Annotated in this window: 11 protein-coding genes; 5 read left to right on the plus strand and 6 right to left on the minus strand. The window is 58.0% G+C overall.

The genetic code is table 11. The annotated features are described in order from the left end of the window. Positions 1-226: 226 nt before the first annotated feature. From AC0L2P_RS16560 to AC0L2P_RS16585, 6 genes are all read right to left on the minus strand, one after another. Complete coding sequence (locus AC0L2P_RS16560) at positions 227-2,203, minus strand: hypothetical protein (protein ID WP_473502400.1); 1,977 nt, start codon at positions 2,201-2,203, stop codon at positions 227-229. Between the two features lie 182 nt (positions 2,204-2,385). Further along, the gene (locus AC0L2P_RS16565; RefSeq protein WP_473502401.1) at positions 2,386-3,012 is read right to left on the minus strand and encodes a GIY-YIG nuclease family protein; all 627 of its coding nucleotides are present in this window, start codon (positions 3,010-3,012) and stop codon (positions 2,386-2,388) included. Between the two features lie 1,660 nt (positions 3,013-4,672). After that, positions 4,673-5,617 carry a hypothetical protein gene (locus AC0L2P_RS16570; RefSeq protein ID WP_473502402.1) on the minus strand — a complete coding sequence of 315 codons (945 nt, stop codon included), beginning with the start codon at positions 5,615-5,617 and terminating at the stop codon, positions 4,673-4,675. A 68-nt stretch (positions 5,618-5,685) separates the two neighbouring features. Continuing rightward, entirely contained in the window at positions 5,686-6,345 is a 660-nt protein-coding gene (locus AC0L2P_RS16575; RefSeq protein WP_473502403.1) for a hypothetical protein, read from the minus strand. Next, positions 6,345-6,968 (minus strand): 7-cyano-7-deazaguanine synthase, encoded by a 624-nt coding sequence (locus tag AC0L2P_RS16580; RefSeq protein WP_473502404.1) that lies wholly within the window; start codon positions 6,966-6,968, stop codon positions 6,345-6,347. The genes AC0L2P_RS16575 and AC0L2P_RS16580 overlap by 1 nt, the downstream gene beginning before the upstream one ends. Continuing rightward, positions 6,965-8,296: a nucleoside 2-deoxyribosyltransferase gene (locus AC0L2P_RS16585; RefSeq protein WP_473502405.1), complete on the minus strand. Its 1,332-nt coding sequence runs from the start codon at positions 8,294-8,296 to the stop codon at positions 6,965-6,967. Before AC0L2P_RS16585 ends, AC0L2P_RS16580 begins: the two co-directional genes overlap by 4 nt. A 1,832-nt stretch (positions 8,297-10,128) precedes the next feature. Between AC0L2P_RS16585 and AC0L2P_RS16590 the strand changes: the two genes are divergently transcribed. The 5 genes from AC0L2P_RS16590 to AC0L2P_RS16610 all read left to right on the plus strand — a co-directional run bounded on the left by AC0L2P_RS16590 (position 10,129) and on the right by AC0L2P_RS16610 (position 20,211). After that, positions 10,129-11,286, plus strand: coding sequence for a GmrSD restriction endonuclease domain-containing protein (locus AC0L2P_RS16590; RefSeq protein ID WP_473502406.1), 1,158 nt, complete (start codon positions 10,129-10,131; stop codon positions 11,284-11,286). Beyond that, entirely contained in the window at positions 11,264-12,436 is a 1,173-nt protein-coding gene (locus AC0L2P_RS16595) for a DUF3696 domain-containing protein (protein WP_473502407.1), read from the plus strand. Before AC0L2P_RS16590 ends, AC0L2P_RS16595 begins: the two co-directional genes overlap by 23 nt. Positions 12,437-12,438: 2 nt before the next feature. Then, on the plus strand, positions 12,439-13,416 hold the full coding sequence (locus AC0L2P_RS16600) for a hypothetical protein (RefSeq protein WP_473502408.1): 978 nt from the start codon (positions 12,439-12,441) through the stop codon (positions 13,414-13,416). 216 nt (positions 13,417-13,632) lie between these two features. Further along, positions 13,633-17,220 (plus strand): helicase-related protein, encoded by a 3,588-nt coding sequence (locus AC0L2P_RS16605; protein ID WP_473502409.1) that lies wholly within the window; start codon positions 13,633-13,635, stop codon positions 17,218-17,220. Between the two features lie 90 nt (positions 17,221-17,310). After that, positions 17,311-20,211 carry a DUF1156 domain-containing protein gene (locus tag AC0L2P_RS16610; RefSeq protein WP_473502410.1) on the plus strand — a complete coding sequence of 967 codons (2,901 nt, stop codon included), beginning with the start codon at positions 17,311-17,313 and terminating at the stop codon, positions 20,209-20,211. Positions 20,212-20,220 lie beyond the last annotated feature (9 nt).

The following is a 20,220-nucleotide window of genomic DNA, read 5'->3' on the forward strand; positions in this document are numbered from 1 at the left end:
GAAGTCTATTGGCTCTCAACAATGTCCACAATCCACCCCCTCGAGCTCATTTCCACGTTTATGAGTTCACGACCTAGATCGTGTAGTCGTTACGCATTTCGAGCGACAGCTTTGCGCCTCATCTACGCCGTTCCCAAGCGGCTGGGACGTCACCAAAAGCGGTCATCCCTTCAGCTTCACGCCAACGACCGGAGTTTGCGTTCCAAAGTCAACGATACCATCCGATTTACCGGGGCTCACTGCGCCGTACCAAGGCGACCTCAACTTCGACCGTCGGAAGCTCCAGGAGGCGACGCGGGAGCGATCCCGGACGCCCCTTTGCCTTCTTGACCAGCGCTTGGAATTTATCACCGATGCGCAGCGCCAAAGCATCATAGGTGAACCAGTCGGCTAGCGACCTGGACGCGACAGCGACCATCGCTGTCGGCAACTGTGTGCCCGACCCTTGATGCCCCGCTAGGTCCGCTATCAGTTGGCTCGGGATCACCGGAACGCCGCGGCCCCCGAGCGGCGGGCCATGGAAGAAATAGACGCTTGAATGCGTCTGCTTCATAAGATCCCGCAATTGTTCCTGCTTGATCTGGAACGACTTGTCCCAGTTAGGTTGGGTCATTGCCTTGTGGTTGCGGTAAAGGCGCTTGGCCTGGACGAGCGTCACCCGACGACCTAAGGATCTGCCATCCAATACCGGGTCGACAATCAGGCAAAGGTCGGCCGAGAAGCTCTTGGCTTTCTTGATACCCTCTGCGCCTTCCTCAGCGCGATCCACGTTCCGATAGCTCAATGAGACCGCTGCTCGATGCGGCGCGGAAGCCGCGCGTGCGATCGCTTCGAGCGCTTGGGTGAGATCGCGGAACCGTAAGGAGAGCTCTGTGAAGAGCGATGAGAGAAGCCTGTCTTCTCCTTCGTCGCCGTGGTCCTGATAATCCTTGGCGACGCGCGCCTCAACGGAGGCGACCGTCTGTTCGATCAAGCGCTCGACCGCTCGATCGCCGAGCCAGGTCTTGGCGGCCTCATCGGCATAGCTCGTGCCACCCTCAAGTGCTGCAAGGCTCTGGACTAGGGTTCCCGTGGTCGGCCACGCAACACCTTCAAGCCGCTCGCCGAATTTCGCGGCCCGAAGCGCACGGGCACCATATTGGACATGGCGTACCGGGTGGTTAGCAAGCTCGACGATCGCTTCCTGATCCTCTGCTTGTGCGAGCGCGGTAGCGGCAAATAGGGCCAGATCCGCTGCTTGGCCATCGGCGCACCAAAGTAGCGCTTCGATTGCCGCCTGCCGAAGTATTGGCTCCCTGCCGATCACCTCACGCAGTGTCTCCACGTACGCGGCTCTGGTCTCCGCGGGCCGGGCGACCAGCCCGTCCGTGCTCCACCGCGCGTTGGAGCCGACCAACTCCAGCAGGGCGCCCGCGACCGTGCGAACCTTGCTCTGCGGTTCTATTGCCCGGGCAAACTCAAGCCGGGCGTCGACAGTTTCCTGAGACTCCCGCGATTTGTGTCCGCTCCTCTCGAAAGAAATCAGGAGATCAGCATAATCGGGCCGCGCGTGGATGATCGCTTGCAGCGACACCCAAGGCGTCCAGCCCATGCCGCGGCCGAGCGCACAAAAAACCGAAGTCGCCAGTTCGACAATTTCCTGGCCACCTCTGACTCCGCGTTCCCGCAGCGCGTAGATCAACAGCCGGGCTTCCGTCAGACGTGTCGGAGCGAGATCGGTGAGCAGCTCCGTCAGCCGAAATGAGTAGCCTTGGCTCTGGGCGATGTTCGCTGCCAGCCGACGGAAGAGGACGGGGTCATCCCGAAGCTGAGGAAAGAAATCGAACAGCCGGTAACCGGGATAATGCTGCATCGCGCTCTCCGCGAGCGGCTCCACGAATGTGGCCCAGCGACGTTCGACATGCGCAGTCACCTCGGCGCGTAGATCATCAGTCGACGCTCCCCTGCGCTCGATGCTAGCAATTTGCGCTAGCAAGGCGGTCACGACATCCGCGTCTACGTGTTCGTCTACGGCTGGATCCCGTAACGCTGTTACAGCCTGCGCCAACGTCTGCGCCGCAATTTCCGCATCGTTGCTCACGCCGGCAATCCGAAGACGGCGCCGAGACGGAGACCGTTCCGGAAGAAGTACGTCAACCACGTCCAGAAGTATGTCGACGTTGGTCTGAGCAGCTTCTGGTCCTTCATCATCAGCGATGGTCACTGCTACTCCTTAATGTGTTGCTGCAAGCGGGTGTAAGCAGCCGCAAGCCGCTGCGCTGCATCTGTTGGGTGTTTTCTGCTGCGTCTCATCTTAGTCTTTCCGCCGGAAGCAACAGCCAAGGGAACCAAGGGTGAAGGTAGCTTTCCCCCACCAACTCGGTTGACCTGAGCGGACTCACGCCGCTATTCGACGACGCCCATCTTATTCCAAGGCGGCTGAATCATCTGGATGAGGCCAGCCTCAAGACCGGCCGACGTGATCACCGGGAGACCGTTCCACTCCAGTGCAGGCGGCATGGCGACGTAGATTTCCACGACAGCGCCCATGGCCACATGGTCGTGGATGATCTGGTTGACCCGGGCGCTGGTTCTCTGGCCCTGTTGCCCTGCCCGATAGTTGGACATACGGCTGCGGATACCGGCTCGACTCACGCCGATGTACTTGATCATGCCTTCAACTACGAAGGCGTAGACACCGCCGTCACGTGGCGCCGGCGTGTTCAAGGCGATGCCGCCCGCACCGTCGGCAATCCATGTCCCAAGGCGCTCGAAGCCGGCGTCGATCAAAATCTCAATCGCGACTTCCTCCCGCACCTTTGGGATTGGTTTGGACTTCGCAACCACCATCATGCCGCGTTGAAGACCACCGTCAATCCCGGCATCGACAGCGACCTTCCGGACGTGCTGGTATCGGATGTCTAGGAATTTAGCGACCTCGGTTCGCAGATAGCCCTCACGCAGCAAGCCGCGGATCTTGTCGCTGGTCGTCTTGAGCTGCTCCACCACCCCGGACATAGTGCGTTTCGTCACCTGAACCTCGTGTTGATCAGCGCCTCGACGGACGCGAGCCTATCCCAAGCCGCTCCACTACGACCGTAGCCGCTGATGGCCAAGCCTGCTCCTCGCGGTCCGAATACAACGGCGGTCAACTTCGTCCCGTGCAACACCTTCAGGCTATCATCTGATCAGCCTCACCGGCCAAGGTGACGAAAAGCAATAGCATTTAGGTATTATCCCTCACAGTAGATATGGGCACGGGCTTGCCAAGGAATGCAAACGAACTCAACAGCCTCGCCTCCGACCCCAAGGCTGCCGGTCCGCGCTGCTCCCCACAAAAGTCGTTCAACGCTCCCCGAACGGCATAGATTCGGGCGGGGTTGGAACGGCCGATTGCTACAATCTCGTGCTGGAAGCGGACGGTCGGCAAACGGCCCCAAGGCTGCCGGTCCACATTACGCCTCGCTGTCGTCGTTCTGGGGTGGCTTTTCCTAGCCCGAAGCGGTCGTACGCTCATGTCGAGGGTCGATCGCTCCTTACGAAGGAGGACACTGCGCTTTCCGCCGCGGCAAAGATCGAAGCGCAGCGCCCAGCCCGCGAGGCCGCGCTGGCACTGGAAGAGATGCTAAAGGACCTACTGCCTACCCCCGCAGAGGCACCTGCCGAGCCCACCAACGCGCACCAGCCGCTTCCCAGTGCCCGATACACTCACGACGCGCCTGACGAGGCCGCCCGCCGCCGGGCCGACCGCCGAGCTGCTCGTGGCCAGATGCCTGAACCCGAAGAGCCGCAAGAGTGGCCGGGCGCGACGGACGGCGAGCCGATCCCCTTCGACGACCCCCTCGCCGATTGGTGACTTTGTGTCCGAAGCCCAGTGATACGCCCTACAAGGCGCAAATCAGACAGCGTACCAGTATAAAAAAATCTAACAAAAACAGAAAATTCATATCTTGGTCGTGACACGCTGTCCAATGATTGTACCATCGGAGGGTTCAACCTGCCGCAGCTAACCCCGGCAACCAGCACAGACCGACAGTTTACGAAACCCGGCGCTCAATCTCGCGTCACCAAGGTCGCTCGGCGCTTTCCTGGACGGATCGGCGCGCGGAGCGAGTCTCCGACACTGCGCCTTGGTTTACACAAGAAAGCAACGCTGTCGCAATTTTACGTACAAATCAGCGTACATTGCGTCGCGAATTCTGGGGCTACAACATGGTCGCGCTAACATTCGCGCTCGCGCCATCACACCGATGTTTAGCTCTCAAATGGCCGCCGGTTCAAAGGTACTTATTAGGCACCATGCGTGGTGTCGAAACTTGGTGGTGCCCTGCCAGTACACCACAAAGGTCGATGCCGAGTTGTTCGGTCGCAACGCTGTCGAAGACGGGCGCTCGATAGGCGTTCTGGAGTCGTCAGCGCCACCGGTGTGCGTGGGCAGGCATGACGCATGATCGCAAACAGCGATGACATCGAGACGGTCAGAGTTTCGTGGCCAACGTTCAGCCGCAACTCATCGCATTTGAAGAACGGGGTAATCGTGCGACTCGCTTCGGGAACTCAGCATGGTGCCAATCCGCTCCGCGTCATCACGGATTTCTTGAGTGCCCACGAAAGCGATATTCCTGGATTTTCAGTTAGGTCGCGCGCCATGCGCACCTAGGCGGCACAACCGGCCCAGCGAGTCAGAGTTGACCTACGTTCCCTCTCTAGTCGCTGACCAAGACTCCCCACATCGAATCCTTATCCCGTCTGGTCGAAAGGACTCCTCTTTCAGCAGTCCTTCCATCGCCTTAGCCGTCTCCCTGGCCTTGTCCCACAATCCCTCTTCGAGCAGGAAGCGGACCTCCGGGTGTATTTCGATCTCAAGGTCAAAAGTTTCGCGACCGGGTACCTGTATGGAGCCCTCAGTGAGAGCCAGCGCTTGGGAGTAGTAGTACTGCCAGGCATCCTTCGGGACTCGGAGTTCGATTGGGTCGAGGTCCTCCGGCTCGGGGTCGCGCCAATAGAATTCAAGCACGTTCTGAGAGAAATAAGTGAAGCAACCTATGTGAAGTTCACAGTCAGTCCCATCGACGCGGTTCAGCCTTGCGGCCTGGCCCTTAGCCTTGATCTTGTCCTCGTAGCCCGGCTTCCCTGACCGACCCTTCGTCTCGAAAGCATGCCACTTCCCCGCAGGGTCTTGGCCCACGAGATCGGGACGCGATCGACCGACATTCTGCGCGCCTACCTGGTCTCGGAAAACATCGAGATGAAGCAGCCATGGGGTCCGCAGCAACGATGTCGCGAACACCTTGCAAACCGTCATGCCCAGGAAGTAGCTGACCGCTCCCTTCTCGGTCGGGTCGAGTGCCTTGAATGCTTCCGTCTTTACGAACCTGACGCCGTATGGCTGCTGATGCAGCGCCATTCGGACCAACGAAATCCTGAAAGCAGCTTCGAAATAGGAAGCCTCGCCGTGCGCGAATACGTACGCGGTGTTCGGGCGACCGATGGTAAGGGCTGACCACAGCAGATCTTCCCATGTTACGGCCAGCCAGTTAGATCGCCTGAAGGCATAGCTGGAAGGAAACCGTTCGCTCACATAGTCTACGTAAAGGTCCTTGCGATATATCGTGGGAGGCAAGGTCGTGTCGGTCATCTGGTCCCTTTAATAATGGTTATTATCTGAGGGGCAGACCGCAGATAACCCTCCGCCGCGTGATTCTATTAGAAGATGAGAGTCAGCTGCGGCGACTCTTGGCGAGCTTCGCGGGACCACACCCATGCGTCGAATTCCCGCCGAGAGATGGAGAGTAGGTCGGCTGCGCAGCAGAACGCGTTCTTTAAGAAGTCGTAATCGTGGTTATCGACGCCCGCTCGCGCAGCAAAAGTTCTGATATGACGATCGACGGCGATCGACTCGATTCCTACCAAGCAGGCCATGTAGTCGATCGTCTTAGGTCCCACTCCATCTAATGATTGGAGGTCGGCGCAGAACGCATCAGATTTGAGCGCCTTGCGAATGTCCTCTGTGGTGTCCACTTTTGCCCTATGTAGAAACACGACCAGATGCTCGAAGCGCTCAACTTTGGTAGGGTGCTGCCAGTCGAGGAGATACGCAATACTGCCCTTCTTAACGAGACAGATCAGCGCACTTACTCGATCTGCGTTCGGAAACTCTTTCAGAATGCGCCCCACGCGCGGCTTGACTACCGAACGGTAGCTAATCCCGGCCTGTAGCACGGCATCAGCGAGAAGGGCTCCCGCGTGTTCATAAGTTGAGCGCCGCACGTCATACGTAGCCGGGACGCCCTGCATTGATGCCAAATCCGCTACACGGCGTCCCGCCTTCAAAAGTTCAAGCCGATCGGGTGCAGATCGCGTCATTATAGCAGTCCCGTTTGCCGAAGCGCTCCTAGGCGCTCCACGCAGTTTGGGCAAGCTCCGCAAGGAAGCTTGCTAGATGCTTGGCAGGAGAATGTCCTGCCGATGGGAACTCCGAGGCGAATGGCCTCTTGGGCGACTTCTGTCTTTGATGAGTATCGAAAGGGTGACGTAAATCGCACCGGTCCGATGGCGTCGGTGACGCCGTCAAGCTTATTCATGAACTCGGCGGTGCAGTCGATCTCCTTGGCGTGGTTGCTATTGATGAAGCCCGTGTAGACCTCGAGGATACCGAGCGTTTGCCCTCTTGCAGCAGCGGCAGCGTAGAACAAAAGGGTACGATAAGGGATGTAGAGGTCATCATCGCGAACATCGTCAATCCAGAGGTCGGCCTCAGCGATCAGTCGCGATTTTGATCCACGAAAAAGGTCCGAGAGGTCGACACGCTCAGGACGCTTCATATCTGTGGGTAAGACTTCATTTACCCGGTCCCACTCAGTCTCGACGCAGTGTTGCCCGTAGTCAAAAAATAGCGGGCTCACATCCGTTCCTGCCGCATGCAGCCCGAAAGCAACGGTCGTTGAGTCCAAGCCGCCAGATGCGAGAAGCATCACTTTCTTGGTCATTTACGAGTGCCGTCCCTCTGGAGCTTGAATAAAGCCTCAAACATGCCGTTTAAACAAACGTCGAGATCGAAAGAATAAGAGGCACTTCCCTTAATCACCATTGTGTTCCGGTTTTCGTTGCGAGGGTCGAAGGTAACGACTGGCTTTCCCATCTCGATTGCAAGGCCAATCTCGACCAGTGTCCCTGGATCACGTTCGATCGGTATCGCAAAAACTGCTGCGCATTCTCGGAGCAACTGCACATCACTAAAGTAGTAGGACGAGAGGGACTCTAGGGATGCTTCGCGTTTGGCTTCACCGTTTTCCTTGACTGGCCTTCTAACTCGGAAATTATGGTATTCGAGCGCCGCAACCGCATCGCTGATCTCTTTGTGATCTGCATATGAGAAGTCTGGTGCGGCTAGGTAAATCTGCAGACCTGGGCGCGCATGCCACGGCAGAGTGACGCCGCCCAACCCGCGAACGACCTCAACTGGAATCCGGAGTTCTCGCCCGACGTCGCGTTGAAGATCGTCCGGCCACGTAGTCTGAGAATAGACCGTCGCAACTTGCATGCCCCGCCAAGCAGCGTCCCGGGCGCTACCATCGAAAGTACCAAACACGGCGGTGAAGACGTCCCCAACACCTACCGAGTTGGTCGTAACATCGAGTGTGGCGGTTATATATTCGGTGCCGTCGGTCCCAAGATCAAATAGCCTACTGCCGCCGCGGTTCTCTTTCAAAAGCAGATGCTTTGCTCCAGCGCTCTTAGCGAAATTTAGCAATGGAGCAATTTCGCTCGATGCAAGCTTTGCAAACAAGTTTGAGGATGTCGAGATTACTATGGAGTCTATCCGACCCGTAAGCGATCTGAGAGCATCCGCGCCGTCTACATCGTAGGCAGCATCAATTGTGACACGAGCGCATGGCCGAAGCTGATTGATCACAGCTCCCAAATCATAACTTCCCGGGAAGATAACGATGGTGTCGAACCGACTCAAATCAATGTGGTCGCCACTTAGAACAATTTCTCTCTTGCCGCGCAGGAGATCTTCGTACCCTTGGTGCCCTACCTCTCTCACATCAGCTATTGCGATTACATTCGGTGCTCCGATTATCTCCCCGAGGAGGATAAAATCCCGACATCCGTGCTGGCTCAGGTAGTTCCGCGCTTGTTCGACCAGGTACGCCGGGCAGAACGCTCCGACGGCGTAGTCTTGTCCGCTAGCCCACAAACCGCGAGCTGCATGTACGACGCCGCCAAGCCGCACCTTTGCATCGGTGGCGCGCGTTGGCATGGTGAAATCAACCGTGACCTCACCAATCAGTATCGGGACCGTCCCCGGCATCTAGCCGGCCACAAAATCAGCATGTACTTGGGGATTGGTACCGTTTGAGGATGCGGTCACGATACCCGTATATGTGAAGCCGTCCTGCAAACAGCGTGCAAGGTAGTTGAGCCGTGTGGGTAGCGACCCAACCGACTCCGTACCTGAAACCGCCACCACCCGGCCCCTGACCTCAACTGTAAGCGGAGTGCCAACCGCAGGCGCGGAGCCGTGATGCATATAATAATCGTGGGTCGCTACATCTTCGAGGCTCGCGGTGAATGCTTCACCGCACTTGTCTGAGCCACTGGAACCGCCGGACGATCCGCTACCAGATCCTGTTCTTGGCTTGCCGGAATAGTCGCTAAAACTTCCTGACCCACTGCTGCCCATCAAATCGCCCCCCCAAGTCTGCAATAAAATACCTACAGCAGACCAACCTTATCAAGTATTTAATTTTAAACTGCACATTTTCTTGGGGATTATCCCCTTGAGATACGTAGGACATAAAAGAGACTAATTCCGTAGGTGTGATGCCTCTGCTGCAACAGCAGCCTCGACATACACACACAAGGACAGACATAAGATGGATGCTGATACGAACATCACGTACCGCGTTGGCTCTGTGAACGATCCGACCAACGTAGGGAAGTCAGCCGTAAGCCGTGAACTTGCCATGTTCGCCGCCGGCCATTTAAGGCGAGACGAGTGCTTGGTCCTGGAGAAAACCCATTGGGAAGAAAAATACGATAAGATGCGTCCGGCTTGGACAGTCATCCTTGATGCTGAACATGAACCGGGTGAATGGGACCTAGGGTTTCGTGCGAGAGTAGCTTAGAACAAGCCAGAAACACGGTTCGGTCCGCGTACGCCTCACCAAATCGCATAGAGGGGCCGCTGCGCCTTCCCACCTGGTACGATACGATCAAAGATCAGCTGGATCTGCCACCTCCGGGGCCGATCCTTCAGAACGATTAGCTCGGTGAATGTGGTGCGAGGGCTGAGGGAAGCCTCTGAAATCCCTCAGCTCTGACTTTGCGCAGACGCGCCGAGCTAAGCATGATGCATCGGAGCAAGTACCTGCGACGTTTTCATAGTAGACGATTGCTGCTTCTAAGCCTCTTGCATAATTGCAAATGTAGCGGCAGACGGGTTTCTCATGGGAATGGATTGATCAGTGCGAGGCGCTGCAGTTCTGCGATTTTCCTCGAGACGAGCCACCACTGCTTGCCTCGCATAGTACCACCTCGCAGTCCCAAAAGCGTACACCCTGATATTGAAGTGCATCAATACCTTAGCGCATGATGTCGCGCCTACGAGACCGCGGTCGACAATGACAAAAGCATGGATGTCATTGTAGGGCGAAGCTATAGGCTCTCCACAGACAAATTAGTGCTTGACGTTGTAATTGCCAACACGGCGATAGCAGGGGATGGGGAGTGCTAACGAGGTCGTCTTCCGAGTGGACCAGCGCTGGGACGGAACACGGCCCGCGGCGTAGGAGCGGGCACAGTGCATACGTGCCGAAGAACCGATCCATCTGGCCGGGGTTCCTTCCATTGTAGCGTGAATTGCTCATGTCCAATCCCAAATTCTACGGCAGTCCTCACGAATGCGCAAATGAAGTTGGACTGTTTTGTTGCGAGAATAGTGAGGGCAGATCTCGACGTCCTTATCTCGGTGCATGATGCTCACGATTGCATCCTGCTAGCGGCGCGGTCTCGTTACAGTGGGTCGGTTAGGATCAGATTGCGGACATAGGCCGCGTTGCGTCGAACGATTTGCGGAGATCATCGCCCAATGCTAGTTCATCAGTCAGATAGCCAACCGCTAGGTAGGGCAGGGAGACGTTTTTGTCTGGAATTACGCCATCGGAACTGGAAGGAACAGAAGATCCTCAGGATCGGGGCGTTGAGGATGAGCCAGAAGATGCCTCCATCGCCTTCGATCATCCGTTCGATCCGAGTAAGATTCGCGTCACAACCGAACCTCGCACAATCGATTTGCTGATGCGGCGAATCAGCCGTAAGGAGATAGACCTCGCTCCGGACTTTCAACGAAGGGCGCGACTATGGAAGCCTTTTAAGAAGGGGCAGCTCATTGAATCATTGTTGCTCCGCATCCCGTTGCCTGTCTTCTACGTAGCTGCAACTGAGGATGACATGTGGTCTGTGGTAGACGGGTTGCAGCGGCTCACCACGATCCACGACTTTGTCAATGATGTATTTGCGCTGGTAGGACTGGAATACCTCCATCAACTCGAAGGACTTACGTTCTCAAAACTGCCGAGGCCAATGCAGCGTCGGATTGAAGAGACAAGCCTGGTGCTAAACATCATACAACCGGGCACCCCTGACGAAGTGATGATCAATATTTTTAGGCGGCTCAACACCGGCGGCCTGCCGCTGACGGGACAAGAAATTCGCAACGCGCTTTATAAAGGGCAAGTTCGCGAGGTCTTAGCGAGGCTCTCATCCTCTGCACAGTTCCGGATTGCCACAGACGGACGTGTGAGTGACGAGCGAATGGATGCTCAGGAATGTGTGCTGCGTTTCATCGCGTTCTTCCTGGACGGGTGGAAAACTTATGATCGGAATGACTTGGACGCCTATCTCAGTGAGGCCATGCGCCGCATTAATACGCTCGATAGTGACAGTATAGCCGCGATTGAACGGGAGTTTTACGCGGCCATGGAGACAGCGCATGCGATCTTCGACAGAGATGCCTTTCGGAAGCGCTATCGCGAGGGCGACGATCGCAAGCCGGTGAGCAAGGCGCTATTCGAGGCTTGGGCTGTCAATCTCGCGAAGCTCGACGAGGCGAAAAACAAAGTGCTCATTCGAAACCGGGACGCGGTCCGAAGTGGTTTTATGGAGCTGATGAGTTCGGACCGGTTCTTCGATGTATCGATCTCATCTTCTACAGGTACTGTTCAACGAGTTCACAAGCGGTTCGACGCGATTGCGGAAGTTGTTGGCACGGTCCTAAATGGAGCCGAAAGCGTTGATTGACGACCTTCACCTTCAGAATTTCAAATGCTTCGAAGATGAGCATCTGCCTTTTGCAGCTCTGACACTTTTGTCTGGGCTGAACGGAAGTGGTAAGAGCAGCATAATGCAGTCGTTGCTGCTTGTACGCCAGCTGACCCTGCAATCCGGGCTGCAGCCGGGTCGAGTCTCGTTTAGCGGTGAGTATGTTGATCTTGGTCGCGGTCGTGATGTCCTCTTTACTTCGGCTAAAGATGATGCGTTCGCGATCCGCGTCAGAGATGACGCTGTTGGCGACATCCGGTTGGAATTTCAAGTCGATCGGGAAACTGGGGACACGGCGTGGACCACTCACGATTCGGTCCGCAAAGACGCTATCCAGCTCGCGCTCGACGGCTTTGCTTTGTTTTCCGGCGTAGGAGGAGCGGGCAGGCTCGCCGATTTCAACTATTTGAACGCGGAGCGTTTTGGTCCGCGTAAGGCGCTGCCTACTGAGGGTTCGCGTGGGCAGGCGTTTAATCTCGGCGCGCACGGTGAATATGTGCTCGATGCGCTGCTCGTTCATCAAGATCGAATCACACTCAGCTCCGGCGATCCGCGTCGTATCGAGGGAGCGGAAGGTGATCGGCTCCGAGACCAGCTTGATGCCTGGCTGGCCGAGATCAGCCCTGGAGTTCGCCTTGCAATTGCCGGGGTGCCTAACGCTGATCTTGCGGTTGGTTCGTTCTCTTTTGGACGCGAAGGGGAGCTTCGGTCTCCGGAATATCGGGCAACGAACGTAGGTTTCGGGCTGAGCTATATTCTTCCAGTTTTGGCAGCACTTCTTTCGGCTCCTCAAGGTGGACTAGTCCTACTAGAAAACCCGGAGGCGCACCTTCACCCGCGCGGGCAAACAAAGATGGGGGAGTTATGCGCGCGAGCCGCAGCGGCAGGTGTGCAGGTGATAATTGAGACTCACAGCGACCATGTATTAGATGGCGCAAGGCTTGCAGTTCGCGGGCAGATTGTCGCCCCCAAGGACCTTCGCTTCCATTATCTTTTTCAAAATGGCGGCAAGGCGGAGCGGCGCAGTCCCACTGTTGACGCCGATGGGCGATTGTCCGAGTGGCCGGAAGGCTTTTTTGATCAACATCGGCGGAATGCTGCCGGGCTTGTGCGTCCCCGCGCTGACTGATCATGACAAGCTACGTTTTCAATCCGGCGTCGATCCCAGCCCCGGCCGTCGACTTGGGCATCGCGGCACAGCTTGTTAAGGGCATGCTAGAGACAATTTCGGAGCTAGATAGATATGTCGGTGGTGATGTTCGACCTCTCCGATTGCCAAGAAATGCATGGCTTCTGGAAATTGGTGAACTTCCGGGCGCTCCCCCAACGGCGGTCACTCTTGGACAAGCGGCAGCCAGCCTTTACGAATCGCCAGCCACTTATGATCTTGCTGTCTATTTCGATGCATTGATGATGTACGAACCGGCCGACCGCGACTTGGATGACGACACAGTCGAGGCAATCTTGAAGCTGGCGCCTGATGGCGCAGTTGAGGGTTTCGAGGCGGTGCTCGCATCAGTTCGCCGTGCCGGACTTGAAGCGATGCAGTGCGCGGTGACTGCGAGTACCCTGGTAAGTTTCAGGGGGCAAGACTGGGACTTTGACCTGGCTAAGGTGCGCTGCGGTGAGCAGATCTTGGTGCTAGACCACGCATCGACGGCGACTCACGCTGGAGCAATCGCAGAGCGGTGGCTTGCCGGCGCCCGGAGGGAAATCAGCCGTGGGAATTTCATGGCTTCACGAGCAATTACCTTCCCGTATCTAGAGTGGGGCAGTGATATCGAGGAACAGGTTGCTCGGTTCCCGGCAGAATATATGGATCTGGCGTTCAAACGGCTTGCAAAGCTCGATGACATGGTACGCCGCTGGCGCGACATGGAGCACGCGCGACCCGATCCCGGCAGCATGGAGATCCGGAACGAGAGCGATCTCACTATGCAGAACTACGGCAATCAGCGCCGCTTTCGCTCCCAGACGGGTGAGATGGCAATCTTCGAAAAACACGTTTGGATCGATCGGCATAACAGGATTCATCTCATCGTCCACGAAGATCGACGGGCGATAGAGATTGGATATTTGGGCGTTCATTTGCCCACGTGGACCAATTGAGACAATAGCTTCGAGAAAATGCGCAACGGTCTCGCAGAACTCCGAGGCATACGGTGCATTACGGGTTTGTCTTAGACGTGCCGGCTGTTTGATTGGCACTAGGCCAACAGAAAATACAAATCTCAAAGCTAATACGGTCTAGTGTATTGGTACGCGGGGCCGTATGAGGAGGTGACAAGCTCGATTTCAGCCAAGAAGAAATACCTAGGGGGATGCTTGGTAGCCGTCTTAGAGGATCTGAAGCCTAATTGCTCCGTCCGCGGCGTGCTGCCCAACGCCTTGGTCACGGTCGTCAGCGTGCAGTGGTTCGGCTCCAGCGCGATCGAGCTGACCTACAAGGACCCGACCGGCAAGGTCGGCAACGAACTCCTCTACCGCGACCGTGAGGTCGACCTGGAGATCGTCGAGGAAGGGCGGCCCTGGAGCTTTGACGGAGACGGCGCGCTTTTCCGGCTCGTCTCTGAGGCGCAGCGCATCCATCTCGCCCACCTGTTCGATCCGGTACTCGCCGTCCACACGTCGATCGTCGAACCGTTGCCGCACCAGATCACCGCCGTGTACGAAAGCATGTTGCCGCGCCAGCCATTGCGGTTCTTGCTGGCGGACGACCCTGGCGCCGGCAAGACCATCATGGCAGGCCTGCTGATCAAGGAGCTGATCGCGCGAGGCGATCTCCAGCGCTGCCTGATCGTGTGCCCAGGCAGCCTCGCCGAGCAGTGGCAGGATGAGCTTTATCGCCGGTTCAATCTGCCCTTCGAGATCCTCACCAACGACAAGCTGGAAGCGGCCCGCACCGGCAACTGGTTCCTCGAGACCAACCTGGTCATCGCGCGGCTCGACAAGCTGGCACGCAACGAGGACGTGCAGCAGAAGCTTCAGGCGCCTGACTGCCGCTGGGACCTGGTCGTCTGCGACGAGGCACACAAGCTGTCGGCCACCTTCTTCGGCGGCGAGGTCAATTATACCAAGCGCTATCGCCTGGCGCAGCTTCTATCGTCGCTGACTCGCCATTTCCTGCTGATGACCGCAACGCCACACAACGGCAAGGAGGCGGACTTCCAGCTCTTCATGGCGCTGCTCGACGGCGACCGCTTCGAGGGCAAGTTCCGCGACGGCGTCCACGCGGCCGACGTCTCTGATCTGATGCGCCGCATGGTCAAAGAGAATTTGCTCAAGTTCGACGCAACCCCGCTGTTTCCGCAGCGCTTTGCCTACACCGTTCCCTACAAGCTGTCCGACGCAGAGTCGGCGCTCTACAAGGCAGTGACCGAGTATGTGCGCGAGGAGTTCAACCGCGCAGAGGCTCTGCAGAACGACAAGCGCGCTGGAACTGTGGGCTTCGCGCTTACTATCTTGCAGCGCCGTCTGGCCTCGTCGCCGGAGGCGATCTACCAGTCGCTGCGCCGCAGGCGCGAACGACTGGAAAGCCGCATGCGTGGACTGGAAATCCTGCAACGTGGTAGCCAGTTCGGTAACGCCATCGCGGCCAATGTACCGGTGCTCGACCGCGAGGACATCGACGATTTCGAAGACGCGCCAGATGCGGAAATGGAAGCTGTCGAGGAACAGGTGCTCGACGAAGCCACCGCAGCTCGTTCCATCGAAGAGCTTCGGATCGAGATCGAGACCCTGAAGCGGCTTGAGGCTCTCGCTCTGTCGATCCGGCGCAGCGGCGAGGATAAGAAATGGCGTGAACTTGCGTCGCTGCTCGGCGAAATCTTCACGCCGGCAGCCATCGCCAACGATCTGGCAGAAGAGGGATCGGAATACGACGCGGGCGTGCCGATACCACCAAAGCCAACACCGTCGCCGCGCCAGAAGCTCGTCATCTTTACCGAGCATCGCGACACGTTGAACTACCTTCAGGGTCGGATAGCAACGCTGCTCGGCCGGGAGCAGGCCGTCGTCATGATCCACGGTGGCATGGGTCGTGAGGAGCGGATGAAAGCCCAGGAGGCTTTCCGTCACGACCCGGAGGTGCAGGTGCTGCTGGCGACCGACGCGGCGGGCGAAGGCATCAACCTGCAGCGCGCGCATCTGATGGTGAACTACGACCTGCCCTGGAATCCCAACCGGCTAGAGCAGCGCTTCGGGCGCATCCATCGTATCGGCCAGACTGAAGTCTGCCACCTGTGGAACCTGGTCGCCGAGGAAACGAGGGAAGGCGATGTCTACCGAAAGCTTCTCGAGAAACTGGATCAGGCGCGCATCGCCCTTGGCGGCCAGGTCTTCGACGTCTTGGGCAAGCTGCAGTTCGAGGGTCGGCCGCTCCGAGAGCTGCTGATTGAGGCCATCCGCTATGGCGAACAGCCCGAGGTCCGTGCGCGGCTCACCACCATCGTCGAAAATGCCTTCGACAAGAAGGCGCTGCAAAGCCTCCTGGAGGATAGCGCCCTTGCGCACGACTCAATGGATGTTTCGCGTGTCCATCAGATCCGTGAGGAAATGGAGCGGGCGGACGCCCGTCGCCTCCAGCCCCACTACGTCGAGTCCTTCTTCCTCGAAGCCTTCAAGCGTCTCGGCGGCGCCGCCAAGCAGCGCGAGCCCAAGCGCTACGAGATCACACACGTCCCGGCGCCGGTCCGCAACCGTGATCGCCTGATCGGCGTCGGCGAGCCTGTCCTCCCGCGCTATGAGCGCATCGCCTTTGAGAAGTCGATGGTGGCGCCACAGGGGCAGCCCATGGCCGCGTTCGTATGCCCCGGTCATCCGCTGCTCAATTCGCTGATAGACCTCACCCTTGAGCGTTACCGAGACCTTTTGCGGCGCGGCACCGTGCTCGTCGACGAGCGCGACCTCGGCACGTCTCCTCGTGTCCTGTTCTTCCTCGAACATGCCATCCAGGACGCCAGTGTGACCAAGAGCGGCGACCGGCGGATCGTCTCCAAGCGGCTTCTGTTCGTCGAGATCGGTTCGGATGGTCTTGCCCGGCATCTGAACTATGCGCCGTATCTCGACTACCGACCGCTGATCGACGGCGAGCCAGTCGTTGATACGATGCTTTCCCGGCCCGAGTGCGCCTGGATCAGCCGCGATCTGGAAGCCAGGGCGCAGTCTCATGCCATTGCCCAAGTGGTACCCGAACACCTCGCCGAGGTCCGCGACCGCAAGCTGGCGCTTCTCGACAAGACCGAGGCGGCGGTGAAAGACCGTCTTACCAAAGAGATCAACTACTGGGATTTCCGCGCCGAGCAGTTGAAGGAGCAGGAGCGTGCCGGCAAGGCCAATGCGCGGCTCAACTCCGGCGAAGCCCGCAAGCGTGCCGACGACCTCCAGGCGCGACTGCAGAAGCGCATGGAGGACATTAAACGCGAGCGCCAGATCGCGCCGCTGCCGCCGGTTGCACTGGGCGGGCTGCTCATCGTGCCAATAGGGCTGATCCATGCGATGAGCGGCAAACCGACGACATCTCCACAGGTGACTGTCGACACTCAGGTCGCTGCAGCCCGTGCTCGTGAGATCATCATGGAGATCGAGCGCGGCCTCGGCTTCGTTCCGATCGATCGGGAGCTGGAGAAACTCGGCTATGATATCGAGAGTGCCATCCCTGGCACAGGCCGCCTGCGCTTCCTCGAGGTCAAAGGACGCGCCGCCGGCGCGGACACGGTCACCGTGACTAAAAACGAGATACTCTACTCGCTAAACAAGCCCGATGACTTCATCCTGGCCATCGTCGAACTCGATGGCGAACGACATCGCGTTCACTACGTCCGCAAGCCGTTCAAGGCCGAGCCTGACTTCCACGCGGCGAGCGTGAACTACAGTCTCAGCGATCTGATCGCGATGGGGAAGGAACCGGCCTGATGAGCCACGATCTCCTTGCGAACCACATGGTGAGGATCTCAAGATCCGCACCCTCGACCTCTGCAATACGATCCTGAAGGAGGCCGCTTGATGTCGGTGCCAGTCAAAACCCACAAAAAGCTCATCGAAGTTGCGCTGCCGCTGGTAGCGATCAACATTGCGTCGGCGCGGGAGAAGTCCATCCGGCACGGCCACCCTTCGACGCTCCATTTGTGGTGGGCGCGGCGTCCACTGGCAGCGGCGCGTGCCGTGATCTTCGCCCAGATGGTCGACGATCCTTCGTCATATCCCGACCTTTTCCCGACGGAGCAGAAACAGGAGGAGGAGCGCGAACGCCTGTTCGGCATTATCGAGGAACTGGTGAAGTGGGAAAACACCAGCAATGAGACGGTGCTGCAGAAGGCGCGTGAGGAAATCTGGACCAGCTGGCGCCGTGCCTGTGCGGAGAACGCTGATCATCCCCGCGCCAAAGAACTGTTCGACCGCAATCAGCTGCCGGCGTTTCATGATCCCTTTGCGGGCGGCGGCGCCCTTCCGCTTGAAGCGCAGAGGCTCGGAATGGAAAGCTACGCCAGCGACCTCAATCCCGTCGCAGTGCTGATCAACAAGGCGATGATCGAGGTCCCGCCCCGGTTCGCCGGCAAGGCACCGGTCAACCCAAAGACGAGGGCCGAGAGGTCGCTTGACCCGCGACAATGGAAGGGCGCACAGGGCCTCGCCGAGGACGTGCGGTACTACGGTCAATGGATACGCGATGAGGCCGAAAAGCGCATCGGGCACTTGTATCCCAGCGTAACGATAACGGAGGAAATGGCATTATCTCGCTCTGATCTGAAACCGCTTGTTGGAAAACACCTGACAGTTACGGCGTGCATTTGGGCGCGCACTGTCAAAAGCCCCAATCCCGCGTTCGCACACGTCGAGGTGCCGCTTGTTTCTACCTTTATGCTTTCAACCAAGGTTGGCAAAGAAACGTATGTCGAGCCCGTTATCGAAGCTGAAGGCTATAGGTTTACAGTAAAGCTGGGCAAACCGCTCGACACTGAACAAGCCAGGCGTGGAACAAAATCAGGCGGCGCGGGCAACGGATTTTTCTGTCTAATGTCCGGTGCTCCAATTCAGTTTGAGTACCTCCGCGCGGAGGCGAAGGCTGGACGGCTTGGAGCACGGCTGTTGGCCGTTGTCGCTGAAGGGGGCCGTAGTCGGGTCTACTTGGCGCCAACGTCCGCGATGGAAGAGATCGCTCGCCACGCTCATCCACAAGACACGCCTGAAACAGACCTGCCTGAGAAAGCGCTGGGCTTCCGTGTACAAGAGTATGGGATGACTAAGTGGCGTGATCTCTTCACCAATCGCCAACTCGTCGCCTTGACAACTTTTTCGGATCTCATCGGCGAAGCAATGGATCGTATGCAGCGAGACGCGGTCGCCGCAGGCCTTCTTGATGATGCTGAGCAACTCTGCAACGGTGGCTCCGGTGCGACAGCCTACGCGCAGGCCGCATCGATATACTGGTCCTTTGCATTGAGCAAAGTCGCCGATCGAGGTTCCTCACTTACGCGGTGGATGCCTACCCGCGACAGTATGTACAACACATTCAGTCGGCAGGCTCTGTCGATGTCGTGGGACTATGTAGAAGTTAATGCGTTGGGCCAGCAAACAGGTGGGTTTGCCGAGTCGCTGCGCTGGACCGTAGAAGCCCTTGAAGGCACGGCGACTACCCGACCGGGCACAGCATGGCAGCAAGATGTGCGCCACCTCCCACCGAACAATATTGCCGTCTTCTCAACAGATCCGCCATACTATGACAATATAGGATATGCTGATCTTTCCGATTTCTTCTATGTCTGGCTTCGACGCTCGCTAAGGGATGTCTTTCCCGATCTGTTTGCCACCGTTGCGGTTCCCAAAGAAGGTGAGCTCGTGGCCACACCGCATCGTCACGGCGGCAAGGAGAAGGCGGGAAGATTCTTCCTTGAGGGCATGACGCAAGCAATGCACCGTTTAGCTGAGTTGGCGCATCCGACGTTCCCCGTGACCATCTACTACGCTTTCAAACAATCTGAGAATGAAGGTGACTCGGGGACCGCTAGTACAGGTTGGGAGACCTTTCTAGATGCGGTAGTCCGCGCCGGGTTCGGAGTAAGCGGCACGTGGCCGATGCGAACTGAACTGGAAAACCGGATGCGAGGAATGGCATCCAATGCGCTTGCGTCGAGTATCGTTCTAGTATGCCGACCACGCTCGCCAGACGCGGTAGCGGCGACGCGCCGCGAGTTTGTTGCTGCGCTTAAGGCTGAACTACCCTCAGCACTTCGCCATCTTCAAGCCGGCAACATTGCGCCTGTAGACCTCGCGCAGGCAGCGATCGGCCCCGGCATGGGGGTCTTCACTCGCTATGCCAAGGTTCTCGACGCGGAGGGCAAGCCCGTCTCGATGCGTGAGGCGTTGGCACTCATCAATGCAACCCTCGATGAGGCGCTTGCTGAACAAGAAGGAGACTTCGACTCCGATACCCGCTGGGCAGTCGCTTGGTTTGAGCAATATGGCTTCGCAGAGGGCGAGTATGGCGTTGCGGAAACGCTGTCCAAGGCCAAAAACACGAGCGTCGGTGGCCTTGTTGAGGCCGGAGTGCTTGAGTCAAGGCGTGGCAGGGTGCGGCTCCTCAAGCCCGAGGAGTTGCCGGCTGACTGGGACCCTGCGACCGACAAGCGGCTGACAGCTTGGGAAACCGTTCATCACCTGATCCACGTGCTTGTTGGGGGAGAAGCTGCTGCGGCCACACTGGTCGCGAGGTTGGGCTCCAAGGCAGAAGCCGCCCGCGAACTCGCTTACCGCCTGTACGTGATCGCCGAGCGCAAGAAACGGGCCGCGGAAGCGCTGGCCTACAACGGCCTGGTCCAAAGCTGGCCCGAGCTTATGCGTCTCGCACGCGAGGGCGGCTCGCAAAAACCCGAGCAGACCAACCTGTTCGAAACTTTTGTCACGTAGGCGAAGGCG

The organism is Mesorhizobium sp. WSM4836 (assembly GCF_055811815.1).

Bases quoted from the DNA above. Each gene is read 5' to 3' on its own strand.
- AC0L2P_RS16570 (WP_473502402.1), bottom strand. From the start codon at position 5,617: ATGACCGACACGACCTTGCCTCCCACGATATATCGCAAGGACCTTTAC.
- AC0L2P_RS16575 (WP_473502403.1), bottom strand. From the start codon at position 6,345: ATGACGCGATCTGCACCCGATCGGCTTGAACTTTTGAAGGCGGGACGC.
- AC0L2P_RS16580 (WP_473502404.1), bottom strand. From the start codon at position 6,968: ATGACCAAGAAAGTGATGCTTCTCGCATCTGGCGGCTTGGACTCAACG.
- AC0L2P_RS16585 (WP_473502405.1), bottom strand. From the start codon at position 8,296: ATGCCGGGGACGGTCCCGATACTGATTGGTGAGGTCACGGTTGATTTC.
- AC0L2P_RS16595 (WP_473502407.1), top strand. From the start codon at position 11,264: ATGGAGCCGAAAGCGTTGATTGACGACCTTCACCTTCAGAATTTCAAA.
- AC0L2P_RS16600 (WP_473502408.1), top strand. From the start codon at position 12,439: ATGACAAGCTACGTTTTCAATCCGGCGTCGATCCCAGCCCCGGCCGTC.
- AC0L2P_RS16610 (WP_473502410.1), top strand. From the start codon at position 17,311: ATGTCGGTGCCAGTCAAAACCCACAAAAAGCTCATCGAAGTTGCGCTG.